At 62.1% G+C, this 25,325-nt stretch carries 24 protein-coding genes; 14 read left to right on the forward strand and 10 right to left on the reverse strand.

Features of this window, described 5'->3' with window-relative positions:
• Positions 1-7: 7 nt before the first annotated feature.
• On the forward strand, positions 8-682 hold the full coding sequence (locus J3A64_RS19765) for a 4-carboxy-4-hydroxy-2-oxoadipate aldolase/oxaloacetate decarboxylase (protein WP_011776509.1): 675 nt from the start codon (positions 8-10) through the stop codon (positions 680-682).
• 576 nt (positions 683-1,258) lie between these two features.
• Here the strand turns inward: J3A64_RS19765 and J3A64_RS19770 are convergent.
• Complete coding sequence (locus J3A64_RS19770; RefSeq protein ID WP_210065516.1) at positions 1,259-2,203, reverse strand: LysR substrate-binding domain-containing protein; 945 nt, start codon at positions 2,201-2,203, stop codon at positions 1,259-1,261.
• Between the two features lie 300 nt (positions 2,204-2,503).
• Here J3A64_RS19770 and J3A64_RS19775 point away from each other — a divergent pair, with 300 nt between their 5' ends.
• The 5 genes from J3A64_RS19775 to J3A64_RS19795 all read left to right on the forward strand — a co-directional run bounded on the left by J3A64_RS19775 (position 2,504) and on the right by J3A64_RS19795 (position 7,280).
• On the forward strand, positions 2,504-3,292 hold the full coding sequence (locus J3A64_RS19775) for a LamB/YcsF family protein (RefSeq protein ID WP_011776506.1): 789 nt from the start codon (positions 2,504-2,506) through the stop codon (positions 3,290-3,292).
• Position 3,293: 1 nt separating this feature from the next.
• Positions 3,294-4,031, forward strand: coding sequence for an allophanate hydrolase subunit 1 (locus J3A64_RS19780; protein ID WP_011776505.1), 738 nt, complete (start codon positions 3,294-3,296; stop codon positions 4,029-4,031).
• Positions 4,028-5,041, forward strand: a complete 1,014-nt coding sequence (locus J3A64_RS19785) for a biotin-dependent carboxyltransferase family protein (protein WP_011776504.1) — start codon at positions 4,028-4,030, stop codon at positions 5,039-5,041. Before J3A64_RS19780 ends, J3A64_RS19785 begins: the two co-directional genes overlap by 4 nt.
• A 55-nt stretch (positions 5,042-5,096) precedes the next feature.
• Positions 5,097-6,437, forward strand: coding sequence for an MFS transporter (locus J3A64_RS19790; RefSeq protein WP_144652305.1), 1,341 nt, complete (start codon positions 5,097-5,099; stop codon positions 6,435-6,437).
• 93 nt (positions 6,438-6,530) lie between these two features.
• Positions 6,531-7,280 (forward strand): SDR family oxidoreductase, encoded by a 750-nt coding sequence (locus J3A64_RS19795; RefSeq protein ID WP_043806417.1) that lies wholly within the window; start codon positions 6,531-6,533, stop codon positions 7,278-7,280.
• Positions 7,281-7,670: 390 nt separating this feature from the next.
• Here J3A64_RS19795 and J3A64_RS19800 read toward each other — a convergent pair whose 3' ends face one another.
• The 4 genes from J3A64_RS19800 to purB all read right to left on the reverse strand — a co-directional run bounded on the left by J3A64_RS19800 (position 7,671) and on the right by purB (position 11,168).
• Complete coding sequence (locus J3A64_RS19800; protein ID WP_011776502.1) at positions 7,671-8,105, reverse strand: acyl-CoA thioesterase; 435 nt, start codon at positions 8,103-8,105, stop codon at positions 7,671-7,673.
• A gap of 70 nt (positions 8,106-8,175) precedes the next feature.
• Positions 8,176-8,679, reverse strand: coding sequence for a GNAT family N-acetyltransferase (locus J3A64_RS19805; RefSeq protein WP_014923117.1), 504 nt, complete (start codon positions 8,677-8,679; stop codon positions 8,176-8,178).
• A 145-nt stretch (positions 8,680-8,824) separates the two neighbouring features.
• Positions 8,825-9,487, reverse strand: coding sequence for a histidine phosphatase family protein (locus J3A64_RS19810; RefSeq protein WP_011776500.1), 663 nt, complete (start codon positions 9,485-9,487; stop codon positions 8,825-8,827).
• A gap of 274 nt (positions 9,488-9,761) precedes the next feature.
• Positions 9,762-11,168, reverse strand: a complete 1,407-nt coding sequence (purB, locus tag J3A64_RS19815) for an adenylosuccinate lyase (protein WP_210065518.1) — start codon at positions 11,166-11,168, stop codon at positions 9,762-9,764.
• Positions 11,169-11,647: 479 nt separating this feature from the next.
• Here purB and J3A64_RS19820 point away from each other — a divergent pair, with 479 nt between their 5' ends.
• On the forward strand, positions 11,648-12,994 hold the full coding sequence (locus J3A64_RS19820) for a hypothetical protein (protein ID WP_286176414.1): 1,347 nt from the start codon (positions 11,648-11,650) through the stop codon (positions 12,992-12,994).
• 3 nt (positions 12,995-12,997) lie between these two features.
• Here the strand turns inward: J3A64_RS19820 and J3A64_RS19825 are convergent, their stop codons facing one another.
• The gene (locus J3A64_RS19825; RefSeq protein WP_014923114.1) at positions 12,998-13,426 is read right to left on the reverse strand and encodes a phage holin family protein; all 429 of its coding nucleotides are present in this window, start codon (positions 13,424-13,426) and stop codon (positions 12,998-13,000) included.
• 6 nt (positions 13,427-13,432) lie between these two features.
• Here J3A64_RS19825 and J3A64_RS19830 point away from each other — a divergent pair, with 6 nt between their 5' ends.
• The 5 genes from J3A64_RS19830 to J3A64_RS19850 all read left to right on the forward strand — a co-directional run bounded on the left by J3A64_RS19830 (position 13,433) and on the right by J3A64_RS19850 (position 19,317).
• Positions 13,433-14,617: a histidinol-phosphate transaminase gene (locus J3A64_RS19830; protein WP_011776496.1), complete on the forward strand. Its 1,185-nt coding sequence runs from the start codon at positions 13,433-13,435 to the stop codon at positions 14,615-14,617.
• A 151-nt stretch (positions 14,618-14,768) separates the two neighbouring features.
• Positions 14,769-15,959, forward strand: coding sequence for a pyruvate dehydrogenase (acetyl-transferring) E1 component subunit alpha (gene pdhA, locus J3A64_RS19835; protein WP_011776495.1), 1,191 nt, complete (start codon positions 14,769-14,771; stop codon positions 15,957-15,959).
• The gene (locus J3A64_RS19840) at positions 15,959-16,939 is read left to right on the forward strand and encodes an alpha-ketoacid dehydrogenase subunit beta (protein ID WP_011776494.1); all 981 of its coding nucleotides are present in this window, start codon (positions 15,959-15,961) and stop codon (positions 16,937-16,939) included. Before pdhA ends, J3A64_RS19840 begins: the two co-directional genes overlap by 1 nt.
• 100 nt (positions 16,940-17,039) lie before the next feature.
• Positions 17,040-18,605 (forward strand): dihydrolipoamide acetyltransferase family protein, encoded by a 1,566-nt coding sequence (locus J3A64_RS19845; RefSeq protein ID WP_011776493.1) that lies wholly within the window; start codon positions 17,040-17,042, stop codon positions 18,603-18,605.
• 115 nt (positions 18,606-18,720) lie between these two features.
• Positions 18,721-19,317 (forward strand): phosphatase PAP2 family protein, encoded by a 597-nt coding sequence (locus J3A64_RS19850; protein WP_210065522.1) that lies wholly within the window; start codon positions 18,721-18,723, stop codon positions 19,315-19,317.
• 11 nt (positions 19,318-19,328) lie between these two features.
• On the opposite strand, the gene J3A64_RS19855 is transcribed toward J3A64_RS19850, so the two are convergent.
• Positions 19,329-20,366, reverse strand: a complete 1,038-nt coding sequence (locus J3A64_RS19855; protein ID WP_286176415.1) for an amidohydrolase family protein — start codon at positions 20,364-20,366, stop codon at positions 19,329-19,331.
• A 272-nt stretch (positions 20,367-20,638) separates the two neighbouring features.
• Here J3A64_RS19855 and J3A64_RS19860 point away from each other — a divergent pair, with 272 nt between their 5' ends.
• The gene (locus tag J3A64_RS19860) at positions 20,639-22,069 is read left to right on the forward strand and encodes an APC family permease (protein ID WP_210065526.1); all 1,431 of its coding nucleotides are present in this window, start codon (positions 20,639-20,641) and stop codon (positions 22,067-22,069) included.
• Here J3A64_RS19860 and J3A64_RS19865 read toward each other — a convergent pair.
• The 3 genes from J3A64_RS19865 to J3A64_RS19875 all read right to left on the reverse strand — a co-directional run bounded on the left by J3A64_RS19865 (position 22,050) and on the right by J3A64_RS19875 (position 24,267).
• Positions 22,050-22,361, reverse strand: coding sequence for a hypothetical protein (locus tag J3A64_RS19865; RefSeq protein WP_014923108.1), 312 nt, complete (start codon positions 22,359-22,361; stop codon positions 22,050-22,052). The two genes, J3A64_RS19860 and J3A64_RS19865, sit on opposite strands and share 20 nt — an antisense overlap.
• 173 nt (positions 22,362-22,534) lie before the next feature.
• Positions 22,535-22,963 carry a universal stress protein gene (locus J3A64_RS19870; protein WP_011776488.1) on the reverse strand — a complete coding sequence of 143 codons (429 nt, stop codon included), beginning with the start codon at positions 22,961-22,963 and terminating at the stop codon, positions 22,535-22,537.
• On the reverse strand, positions 22,960-24,267 hold the full coding sequence (locus tag J3A64_RS19875; protein WP_210065528.1) for a PLP-dependent aminotransferase family protein: 1,308 nt from the start codon (positions 24,265-24,267) through the stop codon (positions 22,960-22,962). The genes J3A64_RS19870 and J3A64_RS19875 overlap by 4 nt, the downstream gene beginning before the upstream one ends.
• Before the next feature lie 110 nt (positions 24,268-24,377).
• Here J3A64_RS19875 and J3A64_RS19880 point away from each other — a divergent pair, with 110 nt between their 5' ends.
• Positions 24,378-25,226: an isocitrate lyase/phosphoenolpyruvate mutase family protein gene (locus J3A64_RS19880; protein WP_043470799.1), complete on the forward strand. Its 849-nt coding sequence runs from the start codon at positions 24,378-24,380 to the stop codon at positions 25,224-25,226.
• Positions 25,227-25,325 lie beyond the last annotated feature (99 nt).

A 25,325-nucleotide genomic window follows, 5' to 3' on the forward strand; every position in this document is an offset into this window, starting at 1 on the left:
CCCGAAAATGATCCACGTCAAGACCAAGTTCGAGCGCCCCGAGGCTGACGTCGTCAGCCGCCTCGCGGCCTTCTCTTCCGCAACCATCCACGAAGCACAGGGCCGCCGCGGCGCCCTGAGCTCCAGGATCAAGCCGATCGACCGCTCCATGTCCTTCTGCGGCCCTGCCGTCACGGTCGCCTGCGCACCGCAGGACAACCTCATGCTCCAGGTGGCCATCCACTACGCCCAGGCAGGCGACGTCGTCCTGGTCGGAGCGCAGGAGATGGCCGAAGCCGGCACGTTCGGCGACGTCTTGGGCAATGCCATGAAGGCCAAGGGCATCGCCGCCATGGTCACCGATTCAGGCGTGCGCGACACCCAGGACCTGATTGAGCTGGGACTGCCCGTCTTCTCCGGCAGCGTCAGCATCAAGGGCACAGTCAAGGAAACCCTCGGTCCGATCAACCACCCGATCGTTTTCGGTGACGAAATCATTTACCCGGGCGATATCCTCCGTGGTGACGCTGACGGCGTGGTGGTGGTCCGCCGCGAGGAGGCCGAGGAAGTCATCGCACTGTCCCAGGCTCGCGACGACCACGAGCGCGAACTCATCAAGCTCTACCACGACGGCGGAAACACCATTGAGCTCTGCGGGCTGACGGAGAAGCTCAAGGAGAAAGGCCTCCTGGTCGAAGACTGATCGCTGTTCCGGGGGCCGGTGGCACGTCTTTGAAAGACGCTGAGGCCGGCCCCTTTGGTGTGCTGTTTTGACTGGTGTGCTGTTTTGACGGCAGACCGGCCGCATCCAGGTAGTATCCAGGCACAGAAAAGGCGCCCTGCGGTGGCAGGACGCCTTGGATGGTGCAGCTGAGGGGGTGAAGTACGACGGCGTGTGGCCGGGTTGCGCGGGCCGCCCGGTTCCGGGACCGGTCAGTCGAGTCCAGAGTGCCCCGGACGCGTGTCCACCAGATGCCATTCGATGCTGCTGCCGGCGTGGGCGGGCATGAGGCTCCCCTCGAAAACAAACAGGGGTTCGCCTATGCCGCCTATCGGACGCCAAAAGCCATTCCGTGGGCAGTGAAATCCGGTTCGTGCGCTGATCGTTCCGCGGGTTGGATTTGAAACCCATCCGGCCGTGCTGATCTTTTTCACCGTTGTTTCCTTTGAACGTGCCCGCGGAATCCGTGAGCTGCTTTCGAATTTCTTGATAATTCGATATTAGGAAATTAAATCGGTTGTGAATAAGACCAAAGCTGTCTGTCCGGATAAGGGATTGTTATGGATGGGCCGGCAGTTGCACGGGGTCCGTCCCGTATTTGCTGATCAGCTGTTGGTGCAGCATCTCCTTGACGACCATGAGCACGGCCGACGCGGCCTCTGACAGTGGCTCGTGGTCAGGGGTGCAGAGTGCGATCTTGCTCTGGAGCCCAGGCTCAACGATCCGCAACACTTTGAAGTCCTGGTCGGGGAAGAGGGCATCTGCGGCCGACTTCGGCAGGACGGTGCCACCCAGGTTGGCGCGGATGAGCCGGGTCAGCGAAGGCACCGATTCCACTTCGCCCACCAGCCGGAGCGGCAGATTTTGGTCCGCCAAGCCCTTCTCGATGAGCTGTCGCAGTGTGTGGTTCTTTTCCGGAAGGAACAGGCCCACTGTGCTCGCTTCCGCGAGCGTAATCGTGTCCTTGCCGTGCTCGATGTCCACGTCAGGGTGAACCGCAAGATGGAGATCCTCCACGATCATGGTGGTGAACTGAACGCCGCGGATCTTTCCAGGCTCGTAGATGAGCGCCATATCGAGGCGGCCGTTCTTGATGGCCTCGCTCAACACGCCACCAAAAATCTCTGTCAGGTGCACCACGATATCCGGGTAGCGGCGCCCTACTTCCCTGATGATCTGGGGCGTCAGGCTTGAAGCCATGCTGTAGGGCGCGATCGCAATGGAGACCCGGCCGGAGGGAGCAGCTCCGGAGGTGGCCACGTCCTGCCGGGCTTGTTCCACCAGCCGCAGGATCGATTGCGCGTGGCGGTAGAGGGTGTGCCCGGCCGCTGTCGGCTCAACGCCCTGCTTGCTGCGGATCAGGAGGCGCTGCTTGAGGTCGTTCTCCAGTGCTGACACCTGCTGGCTGAGGGCGGGCTGGGCCACGTGCAGCGCGGCCGCAGCCTTGGTGATGCTGCCTGAGTCAACGATCTGCACGAAGTATGAGAGTTTGCGCGTATCCATGGGTCTGCCTTCCTGGAGGGCCACGTCCCCGGGTGGCGTGCGTAAGGGAAATTCTATCCGGGCACCACTGGGACCCAAGCCACAGTACAGGGTGGTGCAGGTCATAACGGAGAGCTATCACGGGATAGCTATTAGGTCTTTGTGCAACGTGGTTGACCGGTGCGAGACTTCTAGAAAGAACTTCAGGCAACGCTTTGGTTTCCAGAAGCGACTGCCATTCTCCGGGAATTCAACTAATCCTCCTGCGGACTATTTGTTGCATTTCCAGCCCCGAATGCTAAACCACGGAAAGAGAACCACGTGACGTCCACAATTGATCTTGTAGCGGATCTCGGAGAGGGATTTGGCGCCTACACCATTGGCGACGATTCCGAGCTCCTGGAGATCGTCTCAAGCGCCAATATCGCATGTGGGTTCCACGCCGGTGATCCGGACATCATGGCGGCCACCGTTGCAGAATGCGTTCGCCGCGGCGTGGGCATCGGAGCGCACCCGAGCTTCCCCGACTTGCGTGGGTTTGGGCGGCGCGACATGGGCCTCTCTGCCAGCGAGGTACAGAACGACGTGCTTTACCAGCTGGGTGCACTGAACGGCTTCGCCGCTTTCCACGGCACTAAGGTCACGCACCTCGCGCCGCACGGACGGCTCGGCAACCTCGTGGCTGTCCGCGCCGACTACGCCCAGGCTGTGGCTGACGCCGCAGCCCGCGTCGACAACGAACTCATTGTTGTTGCCCAGGACGGCGAACTCGCCACCGCCGCTCGGAAAGCAGGGCTGGATGTCGCAATCGTCGGCATCGTGGACAGGGCGTACCAGGAAGACGGCACGCTGCTTCCCCGCAGCCAGTCCGGCGCCGTGCTGCACGATCCAACAGAGATCGTGGACCGCACGCTGCGCATGGTGGTTGACGGAAAGATCCGTTGCGCCACCGGCGACGACATTAATATCGACGTCGATACGCTGCTCCTCCACGGGGACAACCCCGGTGCTGTTGAGCTGGCTCGGCAGATCCGTTCGGAACTCATCTCCGCTGGCGTCCGCATCGCCCCGCTGGCTGAGGTCATGGATGCCAAGAGGAAGGCGGCCTGACATGTCGGTCCTGGCAGTGGCTCCCACCGAAGTCCACGAATCCGGAGACTCCGCGCTTCGCGTCGTCGCCATTTCTGAAGCCCGTGAAGACAACTGGCTAACAGTCCACCGATTGGCTGACTGGCTGGAAAGCTGCGGTGCCGAGGGTCTCCAGGGCGCGGTTCCTACGTATGACTCCGTGCTGGTGGAGTTCGATCCCATCCTGGTTTCGGCCCGTCAAGTGCGCGCCTTCGTCAAGCTCGGGCTTCTGGAACTCGGCCACGCCGGCGATGTTACGCAGGCGCCTCGGGAATTCGACGTTCCGGTGGTTTATGGGGGCGACTACGGTCCCGACCTGGAACGCGTTGCACAGCATCAGGGGATTGACCTCGAAGAAGTCATCCGCCTCCACACCGAAAAGACCTACACCGTGCGCTGTCTGGGTGCCCCCGCGGGTTCGCCCATGATGGACGGTCCCGCGTTCCCCAAGCCTGTACCCCGCCTCAAGGATCCCCGGCTCAGTGTGCCTGCGGGTGCGGTGGCAGTAGCCGGACGCCAGGCAGTCATCGCGCCGGCAGCCGCTCCCGGAGGGTGGTGCGTGATCGGTCAGACGCCGCTGTCAGTCCTCAATATCCGCCGCGAACCGTTGGTCCCCTACAAGCCGGGCGACATCCTGCGGTTCCGGCAGATCCGCTCCGAAGACTTCCACGAGTTCGTGGGCATGGAACTGGAACCCATGGAATTGGAGCCCCTGCCGTGAGCGGCGAGATCCTGATCCAGCAGCCCGGCAACTCGGTTGTCACGGACCTCGGCAGGTTCCGCGGACCCCGCTTTGGACTTCCAGTCAACGGTGCCCTGGACCAATACTCGGCCCGCGCTGCAAACATTTTGGCCGGAAATCTGGACAACCATCCCCTCCTGGAGATCACGGCCCTCGACTTCCGGATGAAAGCGAACAGCGACGTCCTGATCGCCGTTACTGGTGCTCCGCTCACGCTGACAGTCGGTGGACGCCCCTGCAGCCAGTGGGAACCCGTATCTGTCAGGGCAGGCGAATCCGTGTCCATCCGGGGAATCCACCGTGGGCTCCGTGCCTACCTGGCCATCCACGGCTCCATCGAGGCAGGGACACTGCTTGGCAGTGCAGCCCCGGACACCGTGGTGGGCTTCGGACTTCAGCTTCAGGAAGGAACCACGCTCCTTAGCCGGCGCAGCGTAAGTCCTGTACGCCAGCCGTACTTCGACCTTCCCCTCTTCCGGCTGGGCCTTGAACGCCCAAGCATGGGATCAGACCTTTCGGTCGATGTGACCGACGGCCCGGACGTCGCAGAGTTTGGCGAATCCGGTGAATTGCTCTTCACCTCGGAGTATGTCGTAAGCGGCCGTAGCAACCACATTGGCCTGCGGCTCGGCGGAGAACTTCCGGAAAGAACCTCAAGCGATGAGGTCCTTTCCCGCGGCGTGCCAGTGGGCGCCGTCGAGGTTCCCTCAAGGGAAGAACTGCTGGTACTGCACCGGGGACGCGGCGTCACGGCCGGGTACCCGGTCCTTGCAGTGGTCACCAGCACCGGACTGGATGTCCTGGCCCAAGCAAGGCCAGGGGACAAGGTCCGTTTTCGGAAAACCACAGTGGCAGAAGCAACTGCCGCCCATAGGCGGTCGCGGGCCCAACTTGAGACCCTCCGCGAATCCGTCAACGCCGTCTTCGGACTCCTTGGTATCGGATGCCGTCCCCAGTGGCAGGACCTACCAGTTGCGGCATGCAGCTAAAACCCTGTCGTCATACCAGTAGGCGTTGCTACGCTCATCTCAGTAAGGAAAAGTCATGACCGCAAGCACCAACGCTGCACCAGTGCAGCATGAGCGGCTCACGAGCCGCCAAACCCGCAAGGTTGTCACCGCAGGTTGTGTTGGCATCTTCGTGGAACTGTACGACAACGGCATTTTCGCCTTCATGGCGGGAACGCTGGCTCTCGTCTTCCTGGCCCCGGGCAATCCGGACAACGCCTTGCTCTTCGTGTTCGCCGGATACGCGGTTTCGTTTTTTGTCCGCCCGCTCGGTGCGGTGGTTTGTGGCTACCTCGGGGACCGGATCGGCAGGCAAAAGCTCCTGGTCTTCGTCATCCTCCTGATCAGTGTTGCCACCGCCGGTATCGGTCTGCTGCCCCCTTATGCAGCCATCGGCATCGCGGCTCCGATCCTCCTGGTCCTCATGCGGCTCCTCCAGGGCTTCTCCGTTGGCGGCGAGGCTGCCGGCGCCATGACCTTCCTTGCTGAGCACGCCCCGGAAGGCAAGCGCGGCATCATCACCTCCTACGCGCAGATCGCCTCCTTCGCAGCACTGCTCACGGGTACCTTGGTAGCCTTCTCCATGTCGCCCTGGCTCACCCAAGCAGCTATCGACGGCGGCGGCTTCGGCTCCTTCGCATGGCGTATCCCGTTCCTGGTGGCCATCCCCATGGGCATCATCGGTTGGTACATCCGCAAGGCCATCAGCGACACCCCCAACTTCGAGAAGCTGAAGGAAGAGGGCGGTCTCTCCAAGAACCCGCTCAAGGAAGCCTTCCAGTCCAAGGAACACCGCCGCGCCATGCTCCTGGCTCTCTTCATCCCGCTGATGAATGGCTCCGGCTACTACGTCCTCTTCTCCTACATGCCCACGTTCCTTAAGGGCAAGCAGCTGAACTTCACCATCGGCGAAGCCCTCCTGGTGACGGCCTGCAGCCTGGTTGTCATCTGCATCGCCATCCCGTTCATGGGCGCCCTGTCCGACCGTGTTGGCCGCAAGAAGGTCATTGCCGGTTCCGCGATCGCCATGGCAGTCCTAGGCATCCCGTCCTACGCCCTCATCGCCACCGGCGAAATGGGCCTGGCCATCCTCGGCGCCTGCATCATGGCAATCGTCTTCGCCGGCCACACAGCGGTCATCCACATCCTGATCGTCGAACTGTTCCCCACCCGCGTCCGCTACTCCGCATACGGCCTCGGCTACAACATCTCCTCGGCCCTGTTCGGCGGCACCGCACCGCTGCTCATGACCTGGCTGATCGGCAGCACCGGCAACATCTACATGCCCGCGTTCTACGCAGTGGTCACCGCCCTCGGCACACTGATCGCTGTCAGCACGGTCAAGGACCGCGCGCACGAACCACTGCGCGACGCCTAACCCCCACCCACTGCGGCATACCTGCGGCCAGTGCGCCGGGCTTCCGGGTCCGGCGCACTGAGCCCCACCGATCCCCACCTTTTGGAGGACCCAATGACCTTTTCCGATTACACCACCGCCCTCGTCACCGGAGCATCAACCGGCATGGGTGCAGCCATCGCCGAGCGCCTCTCCAAGCGCGGACTGACGGTTCACGCCGTGGCCCGCAACGAGGAACGCCTCGCCGAGCTGGCCGACCGCACCGGAGCCATCCCGCACGTAGTGGACCTGACGGACACGGCCGCGCTGGCCGCCGTCGTAAATGACCTCCAGGTGGACGTTCTGGTGAACTGCGCCGGCGTCTCCCGCCCGGGCAACATCCTGGATTCCTCCGAAGCCGACATCGACGAACTGGTGGACGTAAACCTTCGCGGCCTGCTGCAGCTCACGCGCCTGGTGCTGCCAGGCATGGTGGAACGCGACCTCGGCCACGTCATCAACATCAGCTCGATCGCCGGCACCTACAACTTCTACGGCCACACGGTCTACCACGCCACCAAGGCCGCCGTGCACCAGATCTCCCGCCAGCTCCGCAACGACACCGTGGGCAAGCGCATCCGCGTCACCGAGATCTGCCCGGGCCGTGTGGAAACCGAGATCTTCGGCCGCAACATGGGCGGCACGCCCGAGGCCATGCAAGAGGCCTGGCAGACCTACTACGAGGGCTACGAGTCGCTGACCACGGACGACATCGTCAACGCCTTGGACTACGCCATCGAAACGCCGCGGCACGTGAATGTGGGCATGCTCGAACTTATGCCGACGTTCCAAGTGCCCGGTGGGCTGACGTTCGACCGGCGCTAACGCCTTCGGTTCAGGCGCCCCAAAAGTTCCGGTGACACACACTCCCGTCACCGGATATATAGGCTGGCGGCCGCGTTGATCGCGGCCGCCAGCACCCGTATAAGTGCTGTTTACTACTCGAAAGCCACAGCCGATGAGAAGGGCACTGTGCCTCGCCGACCGGAAAGACTGGGATGCCGAGGACTTTGATAACCACGACGAATACTGGCAGGAGCCACGGCGGCAGCAGTTGGTCTGCCTGGCATGTGGGGGCAAGGCAATGTTTCGCTCGGCAGGGGCCGGCCGGAAGGCGACATTCAGTGCGCGGCACACCCCCGACTGCCGCCTGAATTCCCGCACATGGACTGTGTTCCGGTACCTGCAGTGATAAAGCGCCCGACGCCGGGTGGTTCAGTCTTCGTCGAGCGTTTCGGTTAGGTGGTGCGTGGGGATGCGGTCGCGGTCATACGTGATCTCCGTGTAGCCGTGCGGTTGCGGGCGGCCATCGGGCCCGAGGTTCACGAAGACGATTTCCTCGATGGTCAGGATCGCCTCCCGTGTGATCATATTGCGGACCTCGGCGCGCATGGTCAGGGACGTGCGACCGAAGCGCTTCGCGGTAAGCCCCATCTCCACCAAGTCGCCCTGGACTGCGGAGCTCACAAAGTTGATCTCGGAAATGTACTTGGTCACGGCGCGGCCGTTGCCCAATTGGAGGATGGCGTAGATCGCGGCCTCTTCATCGATCCACTTCAGCAGGCTTCCACCAAAGAGTGTGCCGTTGGCGTTAAGGTCCTCGGGCCGCACCCATTTACGGGTGCGAAAGGTGATGTCTGCTTTTTCCATAATCCGAGATTATCGAACTGGGGCAACCTTCGCTTGATGTTGCGGCGCCGCGCCAGACCAGTCCCCTCCGCTAGGCCATTGCCGTGTGCGAAGCACTGTGTGAATCGAGCCGCTTGGAGTAGCAATACGATTCGTTGATACCTATGTACGGGCCGAAGTTCGGCACGGGAGCAAAACCGGCACTTTCGTAGAAGCTCCGGCCATCTGACTGTGCCGATCCGGCCTCCGCTGCAATCACAGTGAACCCGTGGGAATGAGCCTGGGCCTCGAGCGCTGCCAGGATGGAGCTCGCCACTCCCGATCCCCGGGCATAGGGGACCACGTACAGCCTTTTGATTTCGGCCGTGTTCTCATCCAGCATGCGGAGCCCGCCACATCCCAGCGGCTGTCCTGAGCATTTCTCGTAAGCCACCACGAAGACCGCAGTGTCGGCTTCCGACGGTGGAGGGCCGGGCTCATGGTCCGTGCTTCCGAAGCGTGAATCCAGTTCTGCCTGCTGTGCGGCGCGGAGGTCTGCGCCCACGGGGTTGGCCCACGTGACCTGCCGAATGTTGAGCCGTGGGTTCGTCTGCATTTGTGCCTCAATTCGCCGGGTTTCGTCGGAGGTGTCTATGCGTCTTAAGCCTAGGGAGCTGTGGTTACCGTGGTGTTTCCTGCGCGTAAGCGTCGGGAGAATTGCGGGCCCGGCCTCGCGACGTGCCGAAGCAGGCTCGCGGGGATCAGGGTTGGAGTGCCTCGCCCGTGGGGTCCTCGGCGGTTCGGTCTGCCAACGCCATGCCTCCGACAGGGATCTGGTCCCAGTGCAGCACCCGCCATCCGCCTTCGGGGTCCCCTTCCAGTGCCACGATCCCGGTGTTCGGGAGTTGATGCGTTTCGGCGAACACGGTATCGATGTCCGTTGCCCTGCGCCCGGCCCAGCAGCGGATCGCGGCACCATGGCTGACGATTGCCGCCGTCGAATGACCCGCTGCTGCGACTTTGTCAACGGAAGCATCGAACCTGGCGAAGAAGTCGTGCCCGCTGAACGCTCCCGGCATGCGCACATCCAAGTCTCCGTCTGTCCAAGCGAAGACCGTGCCCATGTAGCGGCGGTGGGATTCATGGTCAGTTTTCTTCTCCAGTGCACCGGCCTCGATCTCATGGACACCCTCAAGGATTGTCGGCTCCAATCCTGTGGCCCGCGCCAGAGGAGCTACGGTCCGATGGGTGCGCAGCAGGGTTGAGGTGTACAGGGCTTCGATTGCCTCGTCGGCCAACGCCTCCGGAAGGGCGGCCGCCTGGCGTTCACCGAGTTCAGTCAGTCCCGGGCCCGGGAACGCGGTGTCCAACTGGCCAGCCACATTGCCGGGCGTCTGTCCGTGCCTAATCAACAGGAGCTTCATGAGTGCTCCGCTCCTAACGTCGTAACCGTTTCGGTCTTACTGGCCTGCCGCGCTCCTGCCCGGTTACTCCCAGCCAACCAGCCGACTCAGCACCGGAACAGCCCGGTACGCCGTGTCTCACGGGCCCCGTTGACCTGCTGGCAATAGCAACCGGGAAGGAACGCGCTTCTGTTCACCAGCCTAAACGCCGACTACGGATTAACCCCGACGGCGGACCGGGGCACCCAGCCCTGGCCCGCCGTCGTTGAGCGTTCAGTAGTACTGCAGGTGATCCCTACTGCAGGTGGTCCACCAGTTTGTCCGCGATACCCGTGTACTTGCCCGGGGTCAGTGCGAGCAGGCGGGCTTCGGCGTCTGCGGAGAGGCCAAGGCCCTGTACGAATTCCTGCATGCGGGCGCCGTCCACGCGCTGGCCGCGGGTGAGGTCCTTGAGTCGCTCGTAGGGGTTTTCCATGCCTTCGACACCGGCAATTGCCTCGGCACGCATGACCATCTGTATGGCTTCGCCAAGGACTTCCCAGTTGGTGTTGAGGTCGCCCGCGAGGACTTCCTCCGCGACGTCGAGGGCTTTCAATCCCTTGGCTACGTTGGAGATAGCGAGCAGCGAGTGGCCGAAGGCGACCCCGATGTTTCGCTGGGAGGAGGAGTCCGTGAGGTCGCGCTGCCAGCGGGAGGTGACCAAGGTGGCACCCAGCGTGTCCAGGAGGCCGTTGGAGATCTCCAGGTTGGCCTCGGCGTTCTCGAAGCGGATCGGGTTGACCTTGTGCGGCATGGTGGAGGAACCCGTGGCCCCGGCAACCGGAATCTGGCGGAAGTAACCGATGGAGATGTAGCTCCAGATGTCAGTGCAGACGTTGTGCAGGATGCGGTTGAAGCGTGCGATGTCCGCGTACAGCTCGGCCTGCCAGTCGTGGCTCTCGATCTGCGTGGTGAGCGGGTTCCACGTGAGACCCAGGCCTTCCACGAAGGTCTTGGCGACTGCTTCCCAGTCGGCACTCGGGACTGAAGCCACGTGGGCTGCGTACGTTCCGGTGGCACCGTTGATCTTGCCGAGGTATTCAGTCTTGGCGATGCGCGCCAACTGGCGGTTCAAGCGGTGCGCGATAACAGCTAGTTCCTTGCCCAGTGTGGTGGGCGTAGCGGGCTGGCCGTGCGTACGGGACAGCATGGGCACGGAGCGGTTTGCTGCGGCCATGGCTTCGATCTGCTTCACGAGGGCGGCGGCGTTGGGCAGCCACACATCTTCCACTGCGCCCTTGATACCCACGGCGTAGGAGAGGTTGTTGATGTCCTCGGACGTGCAACCGAAGTGGACCAGAGCCGTGAGGTTCTCAATGCCGATGGCAGGCAGCCGGCGGCCGATGTAGTACTCAACAGCTTTGACGTCGTGGACGGTGACGGCTTCGATTTCGGCTAGTTCGCTAACGGACGCGGCATCGAATTCGGTAACGATGGCGCGCAGCTGGGCCACCTGTTCGTCGGACAGCGGGCCCGCTCCTGGCAAAACGGACTGGCTGGTCAGGTGGATGAGCCACTCAACTTCAACGTGAACGCGATCGCGGTTAAGTGCGGCCTCGGACAGGTAGTCCACGAGGGGCGCGACGGCGGCACGGTAGCGGCCGTCAAGGGGGCCAAGGGCGAGGGGTTCGGAAGCGAGGGACACGCGGAGGGATTCAGCCATGAGGTCTATTCTTTCATGTTCCGCGCGGGCCCATGGAGTCGATGACGAGGCTATGTGGACGGGCTAACGGGTTATCCACATAGCCGACGGCCGCGCTTCCTTTGGGTTCTTCTGCTCCGTAGCGTCTAGCCTACCCATCAGCAGAACAACCAATGGAGAACACAGACAATGAGCGTCGGCTTGATGCCTGCACCCAACCCGCCCACTTTTGATCCACTGGAGTGTGCTTCCCGAAGTCACGAAGTCCAGAGGCTGGCGTGGCGAATGCAATCGTGCGTGGACCAAGTGGACGCTATCCTTGCGTCCCTACGGAGAGCGCAGGTGGAGGATTGGCTTTCTCCCGCGGGGCGCGCCTACCGGACAACCCTTGCCCTGCACGCTTCAGCGCTGATGCGTGCGCGTGAGGTCGTGGAAGCCGCCGTTGCTTTGGTGCTCCGTCACTCCCAGAACGTCTCCGTTTCGGGCGAGAGAGGTCCATGATGGCTGATTCAGCTCCAGTGGGAGCCGGGGCAGCACCTCTGCCGCTGCCCCCGGCTCAGGACGGATCCCTATCCATCCGGGGCGGCGTGGGAGGGATCTCCTTTCAGCTCGAAGAACTGCTTCGAGGTGCCGGTCAGCTTGATGATTTGGTCCGGCAACTTCTTGGCATAGAGGAAGAGACCCGTCGCATTCAGGACGCCTTGGAGCCGTTCCTCTACGACTCCTATGACACAGGCTGCAGCGCCCTCAACGCTGTTGCCGAGGGTCGGAAGGAAGTGGGCCGGGTGCGCCAGGAATTGGTGGGGGTCAGCTCCGGCGTGCGAGCCAGCCACAGAGATTATGTGGAAGCCGAGGCCAGGAATTCCAGACCGCACGCATTGGGCCTCGATCAATATGTGCTCTCCGGCGCACATGGCATTTTCGCGCTGGGGCGGGACCTTACGGAGGAGAACTACAACCGCAGCATCCCCGACGGCTATGGGGTGGGAGACGTGGTGCACCACCTTCTTGATTCGCCACCAGTGGCCGTCTATCAGCCCCGCCCGGTGAGCATCGAAAAGATGGATGAAAGCGCCGAGGATTTGCAGCCGACTATGGCAGAAAGTCTCCGGCGCCTCGAGAAGCTTCACTCCCTTAACGACGGCGAGATTGAGGTCATTGGCTTTGAAACCAACGGCTCCGCTTCATGGATGGTGCTCATCCCGGGAACCCAGCTTGATTCACCCGGTACCAATCCCTTAGACGTCCAAGGAATTGGCGAGGCTGTGGGCTACGACTCCGAAGAAGTTGTGCCGGCCGTTGGCCAAGCACTCCGTGAGGCGGGTGCCGAAGCGGGTGACCAAGTGGTGGCTGTGGGACACAGCCAAGGCGGTATTCACGCCATGAACCTGAGCCGGAACAAAGCTTTTCTCAGTGAATTCGACCTCAAGTATGTGCTGACAGCGGGAGCCCCTGTTGGAGACATCACTCCTGAGCCCGGCATCAGCTCACTCCATCTGGAACACGTTCAGGACTGGGTCCCTGGCACGGACGGCCGGATGAACCCGGATACAAAAGACAGGGTCACCGTCACGCTGACCGATGAAGTCAAAACTCCAGAAGGGGAAGACCCCGGTATCGGGCCAGGACACGGTCAGGAGAACTATGCGAGAGGAGCCGAGCTGGTCGTTGCGAGCCGCGATCCATCTCTGGCGGCTTCGACAATGGCATTTACAGGAATAGTAGGTGCTGGCGGCGCGGCCAAAGTGACCAGGTTCAAACTGAAGCGTGATCCGTTGCCGGACCGTCGGGAAACGCTTCGGATTCCAAATCTTCCGGAGTCCAGGTCGTCGGCCGGCGCAAGGTGACTGCTACCGCTTGCGGGCACCTGGAATCAGGCCCGCCACCATGGAAATGATGCTGATGATGATCGAGGCCAGGATTGCTGTCCAGAAGAAGGAATCAATAGTGAGGTGCACAGGTGTGAACGTGCTCAGCCATGCAGTCAGGTACAGCATGGCTGCGTTGATCACTATGGTGAACAGGCCAAGCGTCAGGATGGTCACAGGAAGGGACAACAGCCTAACCAAGGGACGGACGAAGGCATTGACCACTCCGAAGATCAGGCCGATGAACAGGTACGCCAGAATAATGCCGGCGGTGTCCGCGCCCTGGGTGAGTCCGGCGTTGGCTGCGGCTGACTGGGTGGCGCTGGTGGAAATATCCATGCCGTGCAGCAGCCAGGTTGCAACCCACAGGGCAAGCCCGTTGATAAGGACACGAATGATGAATGAACCCATGGGCCCATGCTTTCACACACGCCTGTTAAAGAGCTCGGTGTCAGCCGCGGATGGGCAAGTAGGCTTGAAACCATGACTACTACTGACAACGTACCGGAGGGCGTCATCCCCCGTCCGGTCGTGGACAGGCTCCCCAAATATGCGGCCGGTAAACCCCCGGCCGCGATTGAGGGCCTCACAAGCTACAAATTGTCGTCCAACGAAAACCCCTTGCCTCCGATTCCCGCAGTGTTGCAGGCAATCGCAGACCAGTCCGACATCAATCGGTACCCGGACCCATTGGCTACAAAACTTCGCAACGCGTTGGCTGGCTTCCTGGATGTTCCTGCTGACGATGTCGTCACCGGAGCCGGGAGCCTTGGGGCGCTGAACCAGATCCTGGCGACGTTCGCCGGGCAGAATGATGACGGCAAGCAGGACGAGGTGATCTACGCCTGGCGTTCCTTCGAGGCGTACCCCATCTGCGTGGGACTCGCTGGGGCAGCCAGTGTGCAAATCCCTTTGCTGCACGATGGGCGTCACGATCTCGAAACTATGGCTGCTGCAGTCACCGTGCGCACCAAGGTGATCCTCCTGTGCACGCCGAACAACCCCACCGGACCGATCCTCACGGCCGAGGAAACGGAACGCTTCATCCAAGCAGTGCCGCCCAACGTAGTGGTGGTCATCGATGAGGCGTACCAGGAGTTCGTTCGGGACGCCGACGCTGTGGATGGCATCAAGCTCTACCGCAAATACCCCAACGTGGTAGTGCTGAGGACCTTCTCCAAAGCGCACGGCCTGGCTGGTCTGCGCGTTGGCTACAGTGTCTCCGGTCCCTTGCTGACCCGGCACCTCCGCGTGACGGCCACTCCCTTTGCCGTTTCCCAAATTGCGGAACGTGCTGCGGTCACCTCCATCGAGAATTTCGATCAGGTTGTGGAAAGGGTACAAAGCTTGGTCGATGAACGGGACCGCGTGACGGCCGGCCTGAGAGCGTTGGGCTGGTTTGTTCCGGAGGCTCAAGGCAACTTCGTTTGGTTGAATCTCGGGGAGCACAGCGCGGAGTTTGCTGCCTTGGCGGCAGAACAGGCCTTGTCAGTCCGTGCCTTTGGAAACGAGGGTGTCCGGGTAAGTATCGGCGAGGTGGAAGCCAACACCCGGTTCCTGGATCTCTGTGCAGGTTATACAAAGGCTCCGCAAGGTTCCTAGCGGTTAACAAATGCGCCAACGCAACTTACTGCCGATAAAGTAAGGGACGAAAGCCAAAATATATGCCTGTTCCGGAATGCATTCCGGAACAGGCATATATCCCAGCGACAGACATTGCCCGGCGCCCCGCCACGGCAAGCAAGGAGACGGAATGGGCTCGACACAACTGCCCCCCGGGACGGAAGAAACTCTCGCGGCAACCACCGCGGCAGCAGCCGCGCCAGGCGAACCAGTAGAAATGGTGCAGTTGCTCGGACCTGACGGGACACTGGGTTCCGATCCTGTCTTCTCGGACTACGCCAAGCGGATTGATCCGGAGAAGCTCCGTGTTTTCTACACCGACATGGCCAGGATCCGGCGCTTTGACCAGGAAGCCACGGCACTGCAACGCCAAGGCGAGCTTGCCTTGTGGGTGCCACTGACCGGGCAGGAGGCCGCGCAGATCGGTTCGGCCCACGCCAGCCAGTCCCAGGACTACATTTTCCCCACCTACCGCGAACACGGCGTCGCTCTGGTCCGCAACGTGGACCTTGCCGAGCTGCTCAAGCAGTTCCGTGGTGTCTCCAACGGTGGCTGGGACCCGCGGGAGAACAACTTCCACCTTTACACCTTGGTACTCGCAGCCCAGACTCTCCATGCCGTTGGCTATGCCATGGGTATCCAGAGGGACCAGAAGCTCGCCGCCGCTGATTCCACAGACCCCAAGGCCGCGGTGATCGCGTACTTCGGCGACGGTGCCAGCTCCGAAGGTGACGTCCATGAGTCCATGGTCTTCGCTGCGTCGTACAACGCTCCGGTTGTGTTCTTTTGCCAGAACAACCACTGGGCCATTTCGGTGCCCACCGAGGTCCAGACCAAGGTTCCGTTGGCCAACCGTGCCAAGGGCTACGGTTTCCCGGGTATCCGGGTGGACGGCAATGATGCCATAGCAGTCCACGCCGTTACGGAGTGGGCACTCGAACACGCCCGCGAGGGCCGGGGCCCTGTGCTCATTGAGGCCTACACCTACCGGGTAGGTGCACACACCACTGCCGATGACCCCACGAAGTACCGGGAATCCGCGGAAGAAGCTGCCTGGCGCGAAAAGGATCCGCTGGACCGCTTGGAGAAGTACCTGCGTACCGAAGGCCTAGCGGACGAGGCGTTCTTCGACCAAGTGAAGGCCGACGGCGATGAACTCGCCAAGTACGTCCGCAGCACAACACATGGCCTCGAGGTCCCGGATATCCGCGACGCTTTCGCCAGTGTGTACGCCGAACAACACCCGCTGATTGCGGAAGAACTTGCGTGGTTCGAGGAATACTCGGCCGGCTTCGAAAGCGACCAGGAGGCAGCTAACTGATGGCAACAATGACCATTGCGAAGGCCATCAATGAGGGTCTCCGGGCATCGCTGACGAACAACCCCAAGTCCTTGCTGATGGGCGAGGACATCGGACACCTGGGCGGTGTTTACCGTGTCACCGATGGCTTGATCAAAGAGTTCGGCGACGATCGCGTCGTTGACACCCCGTTGGCTGAATCGGGCATCGTCGGCACAGCCATTGGCTTGGCGCTGCGCGGATACTCGCCGGTGTGCGAGATCCAATTCGACGGCTTCGTTTACCCGGCCTTCAACCAGATCACCACCCAACTGGCCAAGATCCATGCCCGCAGCCTCGGCAAGTTGACCGTTCCGGTGGTCATCCGCATTCCGTACGGCGGCGGCATCGGCTCTATCGAGCATCACTCCGAGTCACCTGAAGCGCTGTTCGCCCACACTGCGGGTCTGCGCATCATTTCGCCGTCCAACGCCCATGACGCCTATTGGATGATCCAAAAGGCCATCGAGTGCCAGGACCCCGTCATCTTCTTCGAACCCAAGCGCCGATACTGGCTCAAGGGTGAAGTGGACGTGGATAATGCCGGTCTCTCCGAGGATCCCTTCAAAGCGCACGTTGTTCGTGAAGGTACGGATGCAACCATCGTGGCCTACGGCCCGCTGGTGCCGGTCGCATTGGCGGCCGCCAACGCCGCCACGGAGGACGGACGGAGCATTGAAGTCATCGATCTCCGTTCCATCTCACCTTTGGACTTCGACACCGTGGAAGCATCGGTCAAGAAGACAGGCCGCTTGATCGTGGCCCACGAGGCCCCCACTTTCGGCGGCATCGGCGGCGAGATCGCTGCACGCATCAGTGAACGGGCGTTCCTGCACTTGGAGGCTCCTGTCATTCGAGTTGGCGGCTTCCACATGCCATACCCCGTTGCCAAGGTGGAAGAGGACTACTTGCCGGACATCGACAAGATCCTTGAGGCGCTCGACCGCTCCTTGTCCTACTAGAACTGCCGGTTCCACCAGGACCGCCTGTTCACCGCCGTCCTACTAACCGCCCTGATCCAGCCCGGCTTCGCTGCCGGGTAACCGGAAATCGAGGACCACTGTGACTGTAAAGAAATTCAACCTGCCGGACGTTGGCGAAGGCCTGACCGAGGCCGAGGTAGTGGCTTGGAAGGTCAAGCCGGGGGACGTCGTTGCCATCAACGATGTCCTGTGCGAGATCGAGACCGCCAAGTCCCTCGTTGAGCTGCCCTCGCCTTTCGCAGGCACTGTCACTGAGCTGCTGGTGGAGGAAGGCATCACAGTGGAGGTCGGCACGGCGATCATCGCTGTTTCGGAAGGACAGGATGGGGATGCCGCACCCGTGACGCCGGTTGCCCCGGAGGCACCCGCCGTCGAGATGCCCCTCTACGGAAAGTTGCTGGTCGACGACGAAGGCGACGACAACCGTCCGGCAGGCGGCCCGTTGGTCGGTTCCGGGCCCAAGGCTGACGCCGTCAAACGCCGTGCGCGCAAACGCCCGGCTGGGCCGGTGGTTGAGGCAGCTACGGTCGAGGAGAACGCAGAAGGTACTGTCCAGGACCACCAAGCCGCACTGGAAGCCAAGGCAGCAGAAACTCCTGCTGCACACCGCACGACGGCGGCAGCCGCCGGCGTCGCGCCCGTCACCCAGACGCCTGCCGCTCAAGCGCAACCCGTCACAGCCGAAGCGCCGCAGGCTGCTGCCTCCCGCGGTGCCGCTATCAGCGGAACCATCAGTGGTCTGGTCAACAAGGTCCTTGCAAAACCTCCTGTGCGCAAATTCGCCCGCGATCTGGGAATCGACCTCGCTGATGTGGTGGCTACCGGCCAACGCGGTGAAGTGACCCGCGAGGACCTGGTGAGCTATCAGGCCCAACGTGATGCTGAGCATGACCAAGCGGACAGCTTCTGGGGGGCGTCCAAGAAGCCGCAGGATCAGCGCGTGGAGCGGATGCCGGTCAAGGGCGTGCGCAAGGCCACCGCCAAGGCCATGGTGGATTCAGCTTTCTCGGCTCCGCACGTCAGCATTTTCGTGGATGTGGATGCCAGCAGGACCATGGAGTTCGTCAAGCGGCTGAAGGTCTCACGCGACTTCGAAGGCATCAAGGTTTCGCCCCTGCTCATCTTGGCCAAAGCAGTGATTTGGGCCGCCGCACGCAACCCCAGCGTCAACGCGACGTGGGTGGACAACGCCGATGGTAAAGGCGGCGCGGAGATCCATGTGAAGCACTACATGAACCTGGGAATTGCCGCTGCAACTCCTCGCGGCCTCATGGTCCCCAACATCAAGGATGCCCAGGATCTGTCCCTGAAGGAATTGGCCTTGGCCCTCAATGAGCTGGCAACCAAGGCCAGGGCAGGGAAGACACAGCCGGCTGAGATGCAGGGTGGAAGCCTGACTGTCACCAACATCGGCGCACTCGGTATTGATACAGGAACGCCCATTATCAACCCGGGCGAAGTAGCCATCATTGCGTTCGGAACCATTAAGCAGAAGCCTTGGGTCTTGGACGGCGAGGTCATCCCGCGCTGGATCACTACTCTTGGCGGTTCCTTCGACCACCGCGTGGTGGACGGTGATTTGTCCGCGCGCTTCATGGCGGACGTGGCCTCCATTCTCGAAGAACCGGCTCTCCTGCTTGACTGACGAGAATGCCCGGTCCGGCCCAGGCAGCGGGACAGCAAGAGGCACCGGAACAGCAACCGGGTGCGGAACTGCAACAGAGGAAACAGGCCAAACAGGCCACGTTCCCCCTCAACTGGTGACAGGGCCGTGGCGCAGGGTTGCCCGAGTGCTGACGGAAGTTTTCCAGCCACCCGTTGTTGTGTTGGCCCTTCTGCTGATCAGCCCTGCGACGGAACCCGGGTACCCGGGCACCCTATGGTTCGGGCTGCTCGCGGCGATGTTCGTCTGCGTACTTCCGCTGGCGTATGTCCTGGTGATGGTGAAGCTGGGAAGGATCACGGACCACCATGTCAGTGACCGCCGTCAGCGGCCCGCGCTGCTTCTGATGACGCTGGTGTCAGTGCTGGTTGGTTTGCTCGTGCTGCACTTGCTCAGTGGTCCAGTGGGTGTCACGGTGATGATCATCGCGCTCATAGGCGGGATCGGGATACTGGCGGTTGTCAGCGCGTTCTGGAAAATGAGCGGGCATGCCTCGGCGCTTTCGGCTGCAGTGGTCATAGCCATCCTCATGTTCGGGCCGGCTTGGCTCCCTCTGCTACTTCTCGTGCCGGCTGTTGGCTGGTCGCGGCTGGTCCTGCGGGCCCATACCTTGGCCCAGGTCATTGCAGGCTCGTTGTTTGGAGGCGTTGTGATCGCAGGCCTGTGGTGGCTGCTGCGGGAGTGGATGCTCTAGCTGCCGTCCGATCAAGCTTGGAGGGCCACAGCTCTGCCACCCCGCACCACCCTCAGTGGAGCGGATCGGTCAACTACCAGCTCCGGGATGGAGTTCGCAGCGAATTCGAGCCGGTCAACGGATTCCGGGCCGGAGAAGTTCTTCACCTCGGCTGATCCAATGAGCTCTGCACCAGCTGATGTGGCAAGCCGGAAGCAGCGCTCCAACTCCGCATCGGTGGAGGCTCCTGTGCGGTAACCCAGCAGGTGCGCGCGATCCATCATGCTGCCGGTGCCGAACGGAGACCAGGCATCGCGGACTCCGTCTGAGCCGAGGGCAACCTTGACCCCATGTTTTTCAAAAAGGTCTAGATCCGGTACGGGATCGGCTCCAAGGGCGCAGGTAGCCATCCAGATTCCTGCCTCGGCCATGGCGTCCAACGTAGAGCCAAGATCGGGATGTGAGGCATCGCAGAGAGCAAAACCGTGCCCGATAGTGACTCTCCCTTGCATGCCTTCGGCCACGGTGCGTTCAGCGATGACACTCAGCTGCGCCAAGCCGTCCGCACCGACGTCGTGCAGGTGGATGTCCACGTCCCTGCCGTGCTTGTTGGCCAGCGCATAGACGGCATCCAGATGTCCATGCAGGTCGCCGTCCACCGACTCCGGATCGATCCCACCCACGAGGTCTGCCCCTTCCGCCAGGGAAGCCTCCATGAGGTCAAGTGTGCCGGGGTTGCTCAGCAGGCCGAACTGCGGGAATGCGACCACCTGGACCTGCAGGAACGGAGCCAAACGCTCAGCGGCTGCACGAACACCGTGCATGTTCCTGAGGCCTATTTGCGGTCCCACATCCACGTGCGCCCGCATGGCCATGGTCCCGTTGAGGACGGCATGGCTCATCAAGGCATAAGCTCGGTCCTCGACGCTGTCCTGAAACGCGAGCTGTGCCCGGAGATCGTTCCCTATGAGGTCCGTCAGTGTTTGCGCTGGTACGCGGGACATCCAGCCGGAGCCCCAGGTGGTTTTGTCCGGGTGGATGTGCACGTCGACGAAACCAGGCGTGATCATGAGACCCCGTCCATAGGGAGGCTCGCCCCTACTGCTGATTTTTAACGCTGGTGCAGTCATCGGAGTCCTTTCGCTGTACTCATTTTAGGTATACCAAATATTCAGACCCCAGAGAAGTTTCCACCACGGGCCCTGCAATTTGGCCAAGCATGATCGCGGGGAGTCGTCATTCAAGAATTTTTGGGATACCAAAGCTGTACATGGACCATGCGGCGACTTACTCTAATGAACAACATTCATTTATGTGACCCGCATCGCATCGAGGAGAACCCATGACCATCACTGGAAGAAGCACAATGGATGGCCCGGCAGCGGTCCCTACGCTCAGACGCGTTCTGGGCCTACCGTCGCTCATCGCGTTTGGCCTGACCTCCATGGGCATCCTGTCCGTGGTGGCGGTCTACGGTGCGGGGACCGAGATCAGCGACGGGCACCTACCGGCCGCTTACGTCGCTGCGCTGGTGGCGATGCTGTTCACCGCGCATAGTTATGGCCAGATGGCCAGGCACGTCCCCGTAACCGGTGGAGCTTACGCCTACGCCTCCCGTGCGTTCGGAAGCCCAGTGGGGTTCCTGGTGGGTTGGGCCATGATGCTGGACTATTTGTTCCTGCCGATGGTGAACTTCCTGCTCTTCGGCCTGTATCTCAATAGCCTGGTGCCCGTCATAGCGCCGCAGCTCGCCGTCCTGCTTTGCCTTTTGGTGGTGGGGCTCTTCAGCGTGATCGGCGTTGCATGGATCAAGAAGATGAACATCGTGGTGGTGGCGGCCTCGGTTCTGGTGATTCTGGTGTTCCTTGTCCTGGCTGTGGTTAACGCCCCGGACCTGTCCTTCGACAATCTTGCCCGGCCTCTGACCCTGGGGGAGGGTGGGATTGCGCCGGTGATGGCGGCCGCGGCCATTGTGGCCTTCGCCTTCCTGGGATTCGATGGCGTGTCCACCCTTTCCGAAGAGACACGCAATCCGCAGCGCGATGTGCCGCGGGGCATCATCCTGTCCACGCTGTTTGCTGGCCTGGGATACACCCTGTTTTCCGTGGCCGGTAGTCTCATCGCTCCCGAGTGGAGGTCAATCGAGAACCTCGATGCTGCGGGGACCGAACTCATGCAGCGCGCCGGAGGCGATGTGCTCATGGTGGTATTCGTGATCGTGAACCTTGGCGGGTTGGTCCTTTGCGGTACTGCTGCCCAGATGAGCGTCAGTCGCGTCATCTACGCCATGGGCAGGGACGGGATCCTGCCCGGGGCCTTGGCAAGGCTGCACCCACGGTTCCGAACCCCATACTTCGCGGCAACGCTTGTCTCCGCGGTGTCCTTGATCGCCCTTGTCATCACGCTGGAACAGGCGGTGTACATGATTAACTTCGGAGCTCTGGTGGCCTTCGCCGTGGTGAACCTGGCAACCATCAAGGTGGTCTTTTTTGACCTGCGGAAGCGGGGAACAGCGGGGACCATGCGCAACTTGGTCATGCCGGTGCTGGGTTTTGCCTTCATCGCCTGGCTTTGGACTTCGCTGGCCTGGTTCACGTACCTGCTGGGCGCCGCGTGGCTTGCAGTAGGAGCCGTTATTTTCCTGGTGCGCAGGCGGAAGTCGGGAGGGCAGGTAGCTCTCACGTTCGACGACAGCTTGGTCGCCGATGAGGATGCGCTCCCCGCGGGGCCTAAACCGTGGGAACGGGAAGGCGCTAGAAGGCCGGGTAGCTGACCAGCAGTGCCTGAAGTTCCGTCGTGGACATGTTGTTTGCCATCTCGACACTGATGCCCATCGCGATGGCGGCAACGGTGACCATGGCAACGCAGGCCAAGGAGAGGAAGCGCCAATCCTTGCGGAAAACGCTGCTGATGGTCTCCGGCATATCAAGGCCGGGAGTGATCATGTTGGGGGCGCTGTCCCAGGAGCCGTCGTCGAGCATGGCGATGATGCGATCGTTGGTTCGGTCGTAGCGCATGGTGCTGATGTGGTTGCCGTGGCGGGCAAGCAGGATGTCGTGTCCCACGCGCTGGCGCGGCTGCAAAGTAAGCAAGAAGATGATCCCCTGAAGTCAGTAAATGGAGGTGGCACGCGCCATTGGGGGCATCTCGATTTTATAACGATGACTTCCGGGGTTTGGCTCAAATTACGCCAATCGCCGGGTGAGGCTCCCCACCCGGCGACGTGATTCAGCTCGCGTTACGGCTGGTCGGTCTTGGCGATGTACACGTCGCAGGGTGCGGTGTGTGCAACGGTGTTGGCTACGCTCCCGAGGACGCGACCCAGGCCCTGCATCCGACGGTTCCCCACCACGATCAGGCGGGCATCCTGTACTTCAGCTTCCTTGACCAAAGCTTCACCCGGTTTGCCGCGGGCCGCGGAGTAGGTGATCTCGAGGCGGTCATCTGCCAGGCGCTCGGCTACGGCACGGGCCACAGCCTCAGCTTCGGCGGCGTCGGAGACAATCCACTTATCGGTGCCGATCTCAACAACCTCTGTTCGGTTGCTGTCGAAAGCGCTGACCACTCGAAGGCTGGCGCCGAGGCCGATTGCCAACTGCTGGGCAGTCTGCGCCGCCCTCATCGCCGTTTCGCTGCCGTCTACTCCGACGATCACAACTCCGGTCATTGTGGTGCTCCTTCATTGGTAGCTTCAATGGCATCCGCCAGGACAGGGGCCAATCGGCGGACACCTTCCGCTATCGTATCCGGCGGTACCGCGCTGAAGGCGAGTCGCAGCTTGTTGGAGGGGCCGTCGGCAGGGGAGAAGGCTGCCCCTGGGATGAAGACGACGCCGGCATCGATGGCTTTCCCGAGCAGGGGATAGGTGTCCACGCCTTCAGGCAGCGTGACCCAAACAAAGAAGCCACCATCCGGGCGTGTCCAGGTGAGCCCCGCAGGCATGTGCTCCTCCAGTGCGGAAAGGAGTGCTTTGCAGCGTTCCGCGTAGAGGGCCCGGTAGGTGTCGATCTGCCCTTCCCAGTCGTACTCACGCAGGTATGCCGAGACGAGCATTTGGTTCAGCGGCGGCGGGCAGAGGGTGACGGCCTCGGAGGCCAAGTAGAAACGACGCTGCAGGTGGGCGGGAACCAGGGCCCAGCCAATGCGCAGTCCGGGGGCAAAAATTTTGGAGAATGAGCCAAGGTAGATGACGTCGTCCGGGTTGGCGGCGCGCATCGGCGCGATGGGGTGGCCGTCGAACCGCAGGAGTCCGTAGGGATTGTCCTCCAGGACAATGATATTTGCCTCACGGCATATATCGACGATCCGTTGCCTGCGTTCCGCGGCCAGGGTGATCCCGGAAGGGTTGTTGAAGTTGGGGATCGTGTAGAGGAACTTGATGTTCTTTCCCTCGGACTGGAGTGCCGCGATCCTGGCTTCAAGCAGCTCGGGTACCAGGCCGTCGTCGTCCATTTCCACAGGTTCCACCTGCACTTGGTACGCCTCGAACGTGTTCAGGGCGCCCACGTACGTGGGGTTCTCCACCAGGACAACATCGCCGGGGTTGCAGAAGACCTTGGTGGCGACATCCTGTGCGGACTGCGATCCCGCGGTGATGACGACGTTTTCGGGGAGTGCGTCCGTGATTCCCTCGGCTGCCATGATCTGGCAGATCTGCTGGCGGAGTTCTTCGGTGCCTTGGCCGCCACCGTACTGCAGGGCAGCCATGCCCTCTTCTGCGATGATCCGGGCAGCGGTCTGGCCCAGCTTCTCCAGCGGCAGCGACTGCAGGTAGGGGTTGCCTCCAGCGAGGGAGACAAGGCCCGGCTGCATGGAGATGTCGAAGACATCCCGGACTGCGGACTGCTTGATGTTGGCGGCCCGCGCGGAGAACAATTCCTCGTGCGGGTGGGCGGCCGTGGCGGCCCGCTCAATGGCGTCGATGGCTTCAGCGGGCAGCGTTGCGCCGGCATCCAATGTTTCGTGGGTCACAGTGACAGGATACTCCTCGATGTTGCTAAAGAGGCAACAGTTGTTTTCGAATCGTCCCATTTTCGCAGGCCAAGCTTTACGCCGGGATCGGGAAGGGCTGGAATGTAGCTATGACAGCGCACCGGGGACCCGTGACCAAGGCCGAAAACTTCCACAAACTTCACGACGCCGGGCCAACGCCTCTGGTGTTGGTGAACGTCTGGGACGCGGCTTCCGCCCGCGTTGTGGAGGAGGCAGGTGCGACGGCGATTGCCACCTCCAGCTCGGCCGTCTCCTGGAGCCTGGGGTTCCGGGACGGGGACCACGTGCCGTGGGGCTTGGCAATGGCCGCGCTCGGTCGAGTGGTTGGGGCTACCCGGTTGCCGGTGTCGGCAGACATCGAGACGGGCTACGGACGCACCGATGACGAACTCCGCGCCACTGTCCACGCCGTCCTGGACGCGGGCGCTGTGGGGATCAACATTGAAGACTCCGCCGTGGAGCCGCTGACTGACATCGCGGAACAGTCACGCCGCCTTGCCTTGATCCGTGCTGTTGCGGACGATCGCGGTATACCGCTGTTCATCAACGCCCGCACGGACACCTACCTGTCAGGTCAGTTCCCCGACGCGGCCTTTGACGAGACCTTGCGGCGCGCCGAGGCTTACCTGACTGCGGGCGCGGACGGAGTCTTTGTACCCGGCGTCGTGGATTTGCATGCCCTGCATGAGCTGTCCAGCCGGATTCCGGCGCCGCTCAACGCTTTGGCGGGCGTCGGAGATCCCTCGCCCTTGGAACTGCACGACGCCGGGGTTCGTCGCGTCAGCATCGGCGGGAACGCAGCCAAGGCGGCCTACGCCAAGGTGGCCCGGGTGGCTAAGGAAATCCTGGACGATGGCAATTGGGCGGGCTTGGCCGGGACGCGCAGCCACGATGAGATGGACTCGCTGTTCGCCCCGGGGCCCAAATACAGCTTGTGAGCCCGGTACAGCTTGTGAGGTAGCTGAAAGGCTCGACGGCGGCACTCGGCTTTAATGTCGGACCTCGCCGATAGCGTGGGTCACGGAAGACGAGGGGAG

Source organism: Pseudarthrobacter sp. PvP004 (assembly GCF_017876035.1).
GTDB classification, from domain to species: Bacteria; Actinomycetota; Actinomycetes; order Actinomycetales; family Micrococcaceae; genus Arthrobacter; species Arthrobacter aurescens_A.

Coding starts and splice junctions, on each gene's coding strand:
- J3A64_RS19765 (WP_011776509.1), top strand. CDS start 8: ATGATCCACGTCAAGACCAAGTTCGAGCGCCCCGAGGCTGACGTCGTC.
- J3A64_RS19770 (WP_210065516.1), bottom strand. CDS start 2,203: ATGGATACGCGCAAACTCTCATACTTCGTGCAGATCGTTGACTCAGGC.
- J3A64_RS19780 (WP_011776505.1), top strand. CDS start 3,294: ATGTCGGTCCTGGCAGTGGCTCCCACCGAAGTCCACGAATCCGGAGAC.
- J3A64_RS19790 (WP_144652305.1), top strand. CDS start 5,097: ATGACCGCAAGCACCAACGCTGCACCAGTGCAGCATGAGCGGCTCACG.
- J3A64_RS19795 (WP_043806417.1), top strand. CDS start 6,531: ATGACCTTTTCCGATTACACCACCGCCCTCGTCACCGGAGCATCAACC.
- J3A64_RS19800 (WP_011776502.1), bottom strand. CDS start 8,105: ATGGAAAAAGCAGACATCACCTTTCGCACCCGTAAATGGGTGCGGCCC.
- J3A64_RS19805 (WP_014923117.1), bottom strand. CDS start 8,679: ATGCAGACGAACCCACGGCTCAACATTCGGCAGGTCACGTGGGCCAAC.
- J3A64_RS19810 (WP_011776500.1), bottom strand. CDS start 9,487: ATGAAGCTCCTGTTGATTAGGCACGGACAGACGCCCGGCAATGTGGCT.
- purB (WP_210065518.1), bottom strand. CDS start 11,168: ATGGCTGAATCCCTCCGCGTGTCCCTCGCTTCCGAACCCCTCGCCCTT.
- J3A64_RS19820 (WP_286176414.1), top strand. CDS start 11,648: ATGGCTGATTCAGCTCCAGTGGGAGCCGGGGCAGCACCTCTGCCGCTG.
- J3A64_RS19825 (WP_014923114.1), bottom strand. CDS start 13,426: ATGGGTTCATTCATCATTCGTGTCCTTATCAACGGGCTTGCCCTGTGG.
- J3A64_RS19830 (WP_011776496.1), top strand. CDS start 13,433: ATGCTTTCACACACGCCTGTTAAAGAGCTCGGTGTCAGCCGCGGATGG.
- pdhA (WP_011776495.1), top strand. CDS start 14,769: ATGGGCTCGACACAACTGCCCCCCGGGACGGAAGAAACTCTCGCGGCA.
- J3A64_RS19840 (WP_011776494.1), top strand. CDS start 15,959: ATGGCAACAATGACCATTGCGAAGGCCATCAATGAGGGTCTCCGGGCA.
- J3A64_RS19855 (WP_286176415.1), bottom strand. CDS start 20,366: ATGATCACGCCTGGTTTCGTCGACGTGCACATCCACCCGGACAAAACC.
- J3A64_RS19860 (WP_210065526.1), top strand. CDS start 20,639: ATGACCATCACTGGAAGAAGCACAATGGATGGCCCGGCAGCGGTCCCT.
- J3A64_RS19870 (WP_011776488.1), bottom strand. CDS start 22,963: ATGACCGGAGTTGTGATCGTCGGAGTAGACGGCAGCGAAACGGCGATG.
- J3A64_RS19880 (WP_043470799.1), top strand. CDS start 24,378: ATGACAGCGCACCGGGGACCCGTGACCAAGGCCGAAAACTTCCACAAA.